Genomic DNA, 9,344 nt, shown 5'->3' with positions numbered 1-9,344 from the left:
AAAAAACACTTGTTTTTAAAACGTGAACATTGTATCATAGGATATGTAGTTTTTCAAGGAGGACTTTATGAATAAAATTTATGTTTCCACTCGAGACGAAAATCAAAAAATGAGTAGTAAACAAGCTATTTTGGAAGGGATTTCAAATGATGGAGGACTATTTGTCTGGCCTGATTTAGACACTGTTACAATTGACTTACATAAAATATGCAAACAAAGCTATCAAGAAAATGCATATATGATACTTAAAGAACTTTTACCAGATTATAGCGAAGACGAATTAAAAGAATGCATTCATAATGCATATACAAATTCTTTTTCTACCCCAGAAGTTACACCTGTTAAAGAAGTTGATGGCATCTATGTATTGGAACTATTCCATGGACCAACTAGTGCCTTTAAAGACGTTGCCTTAACTTTATTACCACAATTAATGCAAAAAGCATTAAAATCCACAAATCAAAAAGCATTGATTTTAACTGCTACTTCAGGAGATACAGGAAAAGCTGCATTAAGTGGTTTTCAAGATGTAGATGATATTGGAATTGTAGTTTTCTATCCACATCAGAAAGTCAGTCAAATTCAATATCGCCAAATGGCTACACAAAAAGGAAAAAACGTAAAAGTATATGCAGTAAAAGGAAATTTTGATGATGCACAAAGCCAAGTTAAGAAAATTTTCTTAAATGAAGACATCAATACGATTGCCAAAGAACATAATACCTTGTTAACAAGTGCCAATTCTATCAATATTGGACGATTGGTACCACAAATTGTATATTACTTTGAAAGCTATAAATACTTAGTAAATAGAGGAAAAATTCAAATTGGTGATAAAGTATCTTTTAGTGTACCAACCGGAAATTTTGGTGATGTATTGGCTGGATATTATGGATATTTAATGGGATTACCAGTACAAAAGTTTTATGTAGCCAGCAATTCAAATCACGTATTAACAGATTTTTTAACAACTGGAATTTATGATAGAAATCGTGAATTTATTCAAACAATTTCACCAAGTATGGACATTTTAATTTCAAGTAACTTAGAACGCTTACTATATTATATGTCTGGAAAAGACTGTGCTTTTGTGAAATCTTGTATGGACGACTTAAAAGAAACAGGACGCTATCAAATTCCAAAAGAAATGCTGGAAAAAATTCAGGATTTGTTTGGTTGTGGCTATGTAGATGATCAAGAAACAAAAGAAATTATCAAAGACGTATATGAACAAACAAAAGAAGTATTGGATCCACATACAGCCATTGGTTATAGCGTAGCAAGCAATAGCGATGAAACACCGATTGTATCTTTATCCACAGCTTCTCCTTATAAATTCAGTATCGATGTACTGGATGCTTTAGATATTGAAGTAAAAGATGAATTAGAAGCAATGCATAAACTAGAAACTATTTGCGAAAATCCAATTCCAAAAGGATTAAAAGAATTAGAAACACTTCCTATTCTTCATTCGGACGTCATTGAAATCGAAGAAATGAAAGACGTGGTACAACAAGCAATGGAGGCTTGTTTCCATGATTAAAGTGCATGTACCTGGTACAAGTGCAAATTTATGTATTGGCTATGATTGTCTGGGATTAGCGGTAGATTTATACAATCACTTTACATTTGAAAAAAGTGAAACCCTTCAAATAACAGGATGCGATCCACAATTTCAAAATGAAGAAAATCTGGTTGTTGTGGCATTTAAATATGTATGTCAAAAAATCAACAAACCATTTCCATCTTTTCATTTGCACATTGACAGTCAGATTCCTGTATCATCTGGATTGGGAAGCTCAGCAAGTTGTTTAGTAGCAGGCATATTAGCAGCTAATGCCTGGTATCAAGCAAAACTTGATACCCAGACACTTGTTACATTGGCAACGGAATTAGAAGGACACCCTGATAATGTAGCACCTGCTATTTTAGGACAAGCCAGTATTAGTTTTGAATATGAAGGAAAAATCATTTCCACAATTTTATCTTGCGAAAACTGGCATGGATTGGTGATGATGCCGCCTTATCAAGTTAATACAAAAAAAGCTCGAAAAGTTTTACCCAAAACGATTGAGCACAAACAAGCGGCTTTACAAGTAGCTCATGCGATTACCTTTATGCAGGCACTACAAAGTGGAGATGAAAAAAAATTAGTGGCAAGTTGTCAAGACTTTCTTCATGAGCCTTATCGAAGAAAATTAATACCAGAATTTGATTTCATTCATTCATATTGTTTTCAAAAACAATTTCCTATGTGGATTTCTGGTTCAGGACCAACAATGATGGCAATTTCCATTCACTTTGAAAATATTGTTCAATTAAATCAATGGATGAAGAAAACCTATCCTGAAATTTCTTGTCACATAGTTACCATTGATCAGAAAGGAGCGATTGTTGATTATGAGTAAGTTTTATGTTGTATCTTCTGAAATACTTCCCGAAGTATTAGAAAAAGTCATTGAAGCTCGTTCTTTATTGCAGACCGGAAAAGTCAAACGCATTTCCGAGGCAGTTAAAATGGTCGGAATTTCAAGAGGAACGTATTATAAATATAAAGACACTGTGTTTTCATTTGATCAGGAACAATCCAGAAGAAAAGCCGTTATTTCTATGATTTTACGATCTGAAACAGGAAGTCTAAATAAAGTTATTGCTTTGTTGTCTAATCAGCAAGTGAATATATTAGCCATTGATCAAACCATCCCGATTAATGGTGTTCACAATGTTTCATTTACGCTGGATGTAGCGGAAATGGAAATTTCCATCCAAAATTTAGTGCATTTATTAGAAGAAATACCATCTGTTGAAAAAGCAGATTTAGTTGCGGTTGAATAATGAAATCCTTTTTATCATATATATTTGGATGGTGCTTAATTATAATATGTGTTGTTTTTGGGATTCAAAGCATTGCTCTGGATGCATCCTTTTATACAAAACGATACGAAACTTATTGTTTTGATGAAGTATTACATGTTTCACAAGAAAATCTAGAAGAATGCATTACAGTTTTATTAGATTATATAAAAGATGAAAGAGACGATATGGTTGTCATTCAAGATGGAAAAGAAGTCTTCAATGAAAGAGAAACCCTTCATATGAAAGATGTGAAACAACTCTATCAAAATGCTTATACAGTCATGAAAATAAGTATTGTTCTGGCAATTGGAATTCTTTTCTATTTTTTAATCAAAGAAAAACGATGGCTTTCTTTTTTGACTATGGGCTTTCTTAGAGTCTGTGCCACATTATTTGTAATGCTTGTATTTTTTGGAATATGGGTAGCCACTGATTTTACAAGCTTCTGGAATTGGTTACATACTTTATTATTTAGTAACCAATTATGGCTATTAGATCCCAATACAAGTTTTATGATCAATATGTTACCGGAAATAATCTTTAATGAACTAGTATTGTCTATTGTTCTTTATTTATGTATTTGTGTGATACCATTATTGTTATTTTCACTCTATTATCAATTTAAAAAAGCGCCGATTGGATTTGAGAAAAAACAATGATTATACTTGCTTCTCAATCCCCAAGAAGAAAAGAAATCCTTTCTTCTTTGGGTTATGACTTTGTGGTTTGTCCTTCAAAACAAGAAGAAACATTTGATGTGTCTATTTCCATTGATGAAGCATTAAAAAAAGTAACCATTCAAAAAGCCAAAGACATTCAACAAAAATATAATAACGACTGTATTGTATCGGCCGATACTATCGTTGTTTTTCAAGGACATATATTAGGAAAACCATCGAGTCACCAGGAAGCCTATGAAACATTAAAACAACTATCCAATTCTATTCACGAAGTCAAAACAGGTATGTGCGTATTATTCAAGGATCAAATACATTTTGAAATATCGACAACCAAAGTCAAATTCAAAGAACTCAGTGATACACAAATTTTAGAATACATTCAATCCAATCGATGTATGGATAAAGCCGGTTCTTATGGTATACAGGAAGTTGATTTTGTGCAATGGATTGAAGGTAGTTATTCCAATGTGGTGGGTTTAGATCAAGACATTATTCAAAAATTATTGTCTAAAGTTGCATCCTCTTTTTTGTAGTGCTACTATATGTAAGTTCAAAAAGGAGGACATTATATGTCAATTTTAAAAAAAGAAGACTTGGCAAATGCTTTAGCACAAAGAAATGATATCTCTAAAGCAAAGGCTAAAACATATGTGAATGATGTATTTGCAATCATTCAAGAAGCTCTACAACAAGAAAATGATGTAGATGTTTATGGATTTGGAAAATTTTCCATTAAAGAAAATCCAGCCCGTCAGGGAATTAATCCATTAACAAAAGAACCCATTGAAATTAAAGCCTCAAAATCTGTTCGCTTTAAATCTTCAAGTGCATTAAAAAACGCAATTCAAAAATAAAGCATCAAAGGATGCTTTTTTTTTGATATAATAGAAGAAGTAATGGAGGATACATTATGAGTTTACCTATATATATTATTGGACATAAAAATCCAGATTCCGATTCGATTTGTTCAGCTTTGGCTCTTGCTGAATTAAAACAAAAACAAGGCATACATGCCGTTGCTGGAAGACTGGGAAGAGTCAATCCAGAAACAACTTTTATTTTGAATAAATTACAATTAGAATCTCCAGAATACATTTCAACCGCTAAATTAATGTTATCTGAAATTGAAATTGATGAAGCCCGTGTTGTAGATCAAAATATGATTATTCGTAAAAGCTGGGAATATTCACAAGAAATGAATGTGAAAACCGTTTATATCAATGACGAAAAAGAAAATTATATTGGATTGGCAACAGTCTGGGAAATGGCTCGTATTCAAATGCAGGATTTACATGCCACAGCTGCTTTATTACGCCATGCTACCATTCAAAATTTAGCAGATAGTGTACGTGGTGAAATTTTATATGAAGGAAATATTGATCGTACAGGCTATGTTCGAATTGCAGATAAAAAAATGATGGATCGAGATTTGGCAGGTGCTATCATGGTATTAGGAGACAGTGAAGATGCGATGTTTAAAAGCATTGCTAAAGGCTGTGCTGTAATTGTGATTGCCGAAAACTATGTACCAGATGAATTAATTATGTCCATTGCCAAAGATAAAGGCGTGACCATGATTACTACTCCATATAATATAATGAAAATCATTCAAAACATTTATCGTGCCATTCCAATTCGTGCCATAATGACCAATAAAAAAGATGTAGTCTCTTTTAATCGAAATGAATACTTAGAAGACGTGGAACGAGAAATGTTAAAAACACGACATTCATCGTATCCTGTAACCAATCAAGATAAATTGGTGGGATCGGTTTCTCGTTATCATTTATTAAAATCTGAAAAGAAAAAATTTATCTTAGTGGATCATAACGAAAAGAAACAAAGTATTTCTGACATTGAACAAGGCGAAATCGTTGAAATTGTGGATCATCATCGTATAGGTGACATTGAAACAAGCACGCCAATTTCTTTTCGAAATATGATAGTGGGTTCGACTTGTACCATTGTCGCTTTAATGTATAAAGAAGCAAATATCAAAATGTCTGAAAAAGCCGCTCAATTGTTGTTGTATGGAATGATTTCCGATACATTGAACTACAATTCACCGACTTGTACTCAAATCGATAAAATGGTTGCCAGTCAGATTTGTGAAGAATTTAACTTAAATACCGATGAAATGGCATCGGAAATGTTTTCACAAACCGCAACCATTAAAGGAAAAGAATTTAAAGACATTTTATATAATGACATTAAAGAATATATGTTAGCTGGAGAACACATTGCCGTCTCTCAAGTCTTTACATATGATTTAAATGACGTGAATGAAATTGAAAAAGACTTTGTTGCTTATATGGAACAAGAAAATAAAAAATATAAATACAATTTCTTATTGATGGTTTTTACCAATATAGAAGGTAAAGGATCCAAATTCTTATATGTAGGAGATTTATCATCAAAAATGGAAACCGCCATTAAACGATTTACCGATCGAGGCTATGTCTCTCGAAAGAAACAAATTGTTCCATGTATTGCCAGTGAATTAGAATAGAGGAAGAATATGAGTGTAAGTGAAAAATTGTTAAAATATGTGTCCTATGATACCCAGGCCGATGCCAATAGTGAAAGTGTTCCTTCCACTTTAAAACAATTAGAATTGGCAAAAGAACTCGCAAAAGAATGCGAAAAACTAGCGGATGAAGTGATTTTAGAACCATCAGGAACTGTATATGTCACATTAAATGCGACTTGCAAGGACAAACAAGCCATTGGTTTTGTGGCTCATATGGATACAGCTACGGAATTACCTGGAAAAAATGTGAAACCAAGAATCATTGAAAACTATCAATTGAATACCATTGCATTGAATGAACAATATTCCATGCATCCCGATGACTTTGAAAATCTAAAAAAAGCTAAAAATCAAGATATTATCGTAACCGATGGAAATACGTTATTAGGAGCTGATGACAAAGCAGGTATAGCGATTTGTATGCAGGTTTTAGAAGAAATTCAATCACTTCCACATGGAAAAGTTATGTTTGCTTTTACTTGTGATGAAGAAGTAGGAAAAGGAACGGATCACTTTGATTTATCAAAATTTCCAGTGGACTTTGCTTATACTGTAGACGGAGCTGATATCAATCATATTGACTATGAAACTTTTAATGCAGCTGGTGCCCATATTACGATTCATGGAACAAGTATTCATCCAGGAGAAGCAAAAGGAAAAATGGTCAATGCTTGTTTATTAGCAACTGAATTTATTTCAAAATTACCAATTTTAGAAACACCACAACATACAGAAAATAGAGAAGGTTTCTATCATGTTGTCGATTTAAAAGCAGATGTGGATCGAGCGGATATTGATTTAATTATTCGAGACCATGACTTTGAAATCTTTACAAAACGAAAAGAATTTATTCAGAAATTAGTGGATATTTTCAATGAAAAATATCCAAAACGATTTGAAGTGAATATTAAAGATCAGTATTACAATATGGCACGCTTTATCAAAGACGATACTTGTATTCAAAAAGCTAAAAAAGCCATTGAAAAAGAAGGCCTGATTGCCAAATCCATTCCTGTTCGAGGAGGAACCGATGGTGCGAATTTAACACAAATGGGATTGGTTTGTCCAAACTTAGGAACAGGCTCCTATAATCACCATGGACGATATGAATTTGCCAGTATTCAACAAATGGAAATGATGGTTCGTATTGTCAAGAATATCATTTTGGATTAAAATAAACAAATGTGAGGTGAGAATATGGATTATGCAAAAATAGCTTTAGAAAAACATAAAGAATGGAAAGGAAAACTGGATATTCAGACTAAGATGCCAATCGCATCCAAAGATGATTTATCCACTTGTTATACACCAGGGGTTGCAGCTCCTTGTTTAGAAATTCATAAAGACCCAAAAAACAGTTATGTCTATACAGGAAGACAAAATTTAGTGGCTGTCATCAGTGATGGATCGGCTGTATTGGGACTAGGAAATATTGGAGCCGAAGCGGCTATGCCCGTTATGGAAGGGAAATGTGCTTTGTTTAAAGCCTTGGCCAATGTAGATGCCTTTCCCATTTGTCTAAATACACAAGATACCGATGAATTAGTCAATATCATCGCTGCATTAGAACCAACTTTTGGTGGAATTAATTTAGAAGATATTGCGGCTCCTCGCTGTTTTGAAGTTGAAAAACGATTGCAAGAGCGTTGCAATATTCCGGTTTTCCATGATGATCAACATGGAACAGCAATTGTTGTTTGTTCGGCTTTGATCAATGCTTTAAAACTAGCAAAACTAGAAAATCCGACAATCGTTATCAATGGAGCGGGTAGTGCAGGATGTGCTATTGCGACATTGATTTTGAAAATGAAATTAGGAAATGTTATTTTATGTGATTCTAAAGGAATTTTAGATCCAAATGCGAATTTAACAGCCGGAAAGAAAGCTTTAATTGATAAAGTCAATTTAGAACATAAAAAAGGTGGATTAAAAGAAGCTATGGAAGGAGCTGATGTCTTTATTGGTGTCAGTGCAGCTCATGTTGTGACCAAAGACATGGTTCGTTCTATGAATGATAAACCCATTATTTTAGCTATGGCCAATCCAGTTCCTGAAATTGAACCACAAGATGCTTTGGAAGCAGGTGCCTTTATTGTGGGAACCGGACGAAGCGATCATCCAAATCAAATCAATAATGTATTGGCTTTCCCTGGTATTTTTAAAGGTGCATTAAGTGTACAAGCTACTTGTATTAATGATGCTATGAAAGAAGCTGCTGTAAAAGCCATTGCTTCTTTGATACCAGAAGAAAAGTTACGTCCAGATTATATTATTGTTTCTCCTTTACAAGAAGGCGTTTCAGATGTAGTTTCTAAAGCTGTTAGTCAAGCAGCTATAGATTCGGGAGTCATTCGTCAATGGTAGATTTTAGTATTGTTTTAGAAGGAGGAGGCACGAAAACAGCTTATTCAGGCGGTGTCTTAAAGTGTTTACTGGATTATGGTCTATATGCATCTTATGGTGTAGGAATCTCAGCTGGAGCAGAATTTCTTTTAGCTTATGCATCCAGACAAGCAAAACGACTGGAAATTATTGGAGTAGATGCCACAGCCAATAAAAACTGTGTAGGTATTCGTCCTTTGTTAAAAGAAAAAAGTATATTTGGTTTAGAAGCAACCAATCGAATTATTGAAGAGATGGCACCACTTGATAAAGAAACACTTATGAATTCTTCTACAAAAATGGAAGAAGGCATTTATAATCTAGAAACACATGAAATCGAATATTACGACCAATCGTATATTGACGACGATAATACATTAACGAAAGCCAGTTGTGCTTTATTGTTATTATGCAAACCCTATAAATTTTTAAATAGTACATATATGGATGCTGGACTTCGTGTCATGATTCCCATCGAAAGAAGCATGGAACTCGGATATAAAAAACATTTAGTGATTTCATGTAAAGAAATTGGCTATCAAAGAAAACCAGCTCCTTCATATCAATTGTGGCTGGCCAATAAAGTTTATCACGACCCAATCATCACAGAAGACTTAAAAAATCGTCATATTCGTTATCAGCAACAATGGGATTTGATTTCAAAACTGGAAAAAGAAGGACAGGCTTTAGTTCTTCGTCCATCAAAAGACATGGGCGTATCTCGCTATACAACCGATCAAAATGTATTGCGTCCATGGTTTGAATTAGGATATAAAGAAACAGAACAAAGAATAGATGAAATCAAGGCTTTTTTAAAATAAAATAGATCATTGTCAAAAACGGGACCTCTAAAATTAGATGAGGTTTAGAAAAAAGCCAATTTAAAACCTTTGAGG

At 33.5% G+C, this 9,344-nt stretch carries 10 protein-coding genes; all 10 read left to right on the top strand.

Features of this window, described 5'->3' with window-relative positions:
• Window positions 1-67 precede the first annotated feature (67 nt).
• Genes thrC through ACI32A_RS05515 form a run of 10 tightly spaced genes read left to right on the top strand, consistent with a single transcriptional unit; the run spans window position 68 to window position 9,269 of the window.
• Window positions 68-1,543 (top strand): threonine synthase, encoded by a 1,476-nt coding sequence (thrC, locus tag ACI32A_RS05560; RefSeq protein ID WP_439754047.1) that lies wholly within the window; start codon window positions 68-70, stop codon window positions 1,541-1,543.
• The gene (gene thrB, locus ACI32A_RS05555) at window positions 1,536-2,408 is read left to right on the top strand and encodes a homoserine kinase (protein ID WP_439754046.1); all 873 of its coding nucleotides are present in this window, start codon (window positions 1,536-1,538) and stop codon (window positions 2,406-2,408) included. The genes thrC and thrB overlap by 8 nt, the downstream gene beginning before the upstream one ends.
• Window positions 2,401-2,835, top strand: coding sequence for an ACT domain-containing protein (locus tag ACI32A_RS05550; protein WP_439754045.1), 435 nt, complete (start codon window positions 2,401-2,403; stop codon window positions 2,833-2,835). The genes thrB and ACI32A_RS05550 overlap by 8 nt, the downstream gene beginning before the upstream one ends.
• Complete coding sequence (locus tag ACI32A_RS05545) at window positions 2,835-3,515, top strand: TIGR01906 family membrane protein (RefSeq protein ID WP_439754044.1); 681 nt, start codon at window positions 2,835-2,837, stop codon at window positions 3,513-3,515. The genes ACI32A_RS05550 and ACI32A_RS05545 overlap by 1 nt, the downstream gene beginning before the upstream one ends.
• Window positions 3,512-4,069 (top strand): Maf family protein, encoded by a 558-nt coding sequence (locus ACI32A_RS05540; RefSeq protein ID WP_439754043.1) that lies wholly within the window; start codon window positions 3,512-3,514, stop codon window positions 4,067-4,069. Before ACI32A_RS05545 ends, ACI32A_RS05540 begins: the two co-directional genes overlap by 4 nt.
• Before the next feature lie 36 nt (window positions 4,070-4,105).
• The gene (locus ACI32A_RS05535; protein WP_439754042.1) at window positions 4,106-4,390 is read left to right on the top strand and encodes an HU family DNA-binding protein; all 285 of its coding nucleotides are present in this window, start codon (window positions 4,106-4,108) and stop codon (window positions 4,388-4,390) included.
• A gap of 56 nt (window positions 4,391-4,446) precedes the next feature.
• The gene (locus ACI32A_RS05530) at window positions 4,447-6,045 is read left to right on the top strand and encodes a putative manganese-dependent inorganic diphosphatase (protein ID WP_439754041.1); all 1,599 of its coding nucleotides are present in this window, start codon (window positions 4,447-4,449) and stop codon (window positions 6,043-6,045) included.
• 9 nt (window positions 6,046-6,054) lie between these two features.
• Window positions 6,055-7,239, top strand: a complete 1,185-nt coding sequence (pepT, locus tag ACI32A_RS05525) for a peptidase T (RefSeq protein ID WP_439754040.1) — start codon at window positions 6,055-6,057, stop codon at window positions 7,237-7,239.
• Between the two features lie 24 nt (window positions 7,240-7,263).
• On the top strand, window positions 7,264-8,430 hold the full coding sequence (locus tag ACI32A_RS05520) for an NAD(P)-dependent malic enzyme (RefSeq protein ID WP_439754039.1): 1,167 nt from the start codon (window positions 7,264-7,266) through the stop codon (window positions 8,428-8,430).
• Window positions 8,424-9,269 carry a patatin-like phospholipase family protein gene (locus ACI32A_RS05515; protein ID WP_439754038.1) on the top strand — a complete coding sequence of 282 codons (846 nt, stop codon included), beginning with the start codon at window positions 8,424-8,426 and terminating at the stop codon, window positions 9,267-9,269. The genes ACI32A_RS05520 and ACI32A_RS05515 overlap by 7 nt, the downstream gene beginning before the upstream one ends.
• Window positions 9,270-9,344: the final 75 nt, after the last annotated feature.

Source organism: Floccifex sp. (genome assembly GCF_051873555.1).
Lineage (GTDB): Bacteria > Bacillota_I > Bacilli_A > Erysipelotrichales > Erysipelotrichaceae > Floccifex.
The sequence above is the reverse complement of the archived record's forward strand: the minus strand, read 5'-3'. Positions and strand labels throughout refer to the sequence as shown.

Coding starts and splice junctions, on each gene's coding strand:
- thrC (WP_439754047.1), top strand. CDS start 68: ATGAATAAAATTTATGTTTCCACTCGAGACGAAAATCAAAAAATGAGT.
- ACI32A_RS05545 (WP_439754044.1), top strand. CDS start 2,835: ATGAAATCCTTTTTATCATATATATTTGGATGGTGCTTAATTATAATA.
- pepT (WP_439754040.1), top strand. CDS start 6,055: ATGAGTGTAAGTGAAAAATTGTTAAAATATGTGTCCTATGATACCCAG.
- ACI32A_RS05515 (WP_439754038.1), top strand. CDS start 8,424: ATGGTAGATTTTAGTATTGTTTTAGAAGGAGGAGGCACGAAAACAGCT.
- ACI32A_RS05535 (WP_439754042.1), top strand. CDS start 4,106: ATGTCAATTTTAAAAAAAGAAGACTTGGCAAATGCTTTAGCACAAAGA.
- ACI32A_RS05530 (WP_439754041.1), top strand. CDS start 4,447: ATGAGTTTACCTATATATATTATTGGACATAAAAATCCAGATTCCGAT.
- ACI32A_RS05520 (WP_439754039.1), top strand. CDS start 7,264: ATGGATTATGCAAAAATAGCTTTAGAAAAACATAAAGAATGGAAAGGA.
- ACI32A_RS05550 (WP_439754045.1), top strand. CDS start 2,401: ATGAGTAAGTTTTATGTTGTATCTTCTGAAATACTTCCCGAAGTATTA.
- ACI32A_RS05540 (WP_439754043.1), top strand. CDS start 3,512: ATGATTATACTTGCTTCTCAATCCCCAAGAAGAAAAGAAATCCTTTCT.
- thrB (WP_439754046.1), top strand. CDS start 1,536: ATGATTAAAGTGCATGTACCTGGTACAAGTGCAAATTTATGTATTGGC.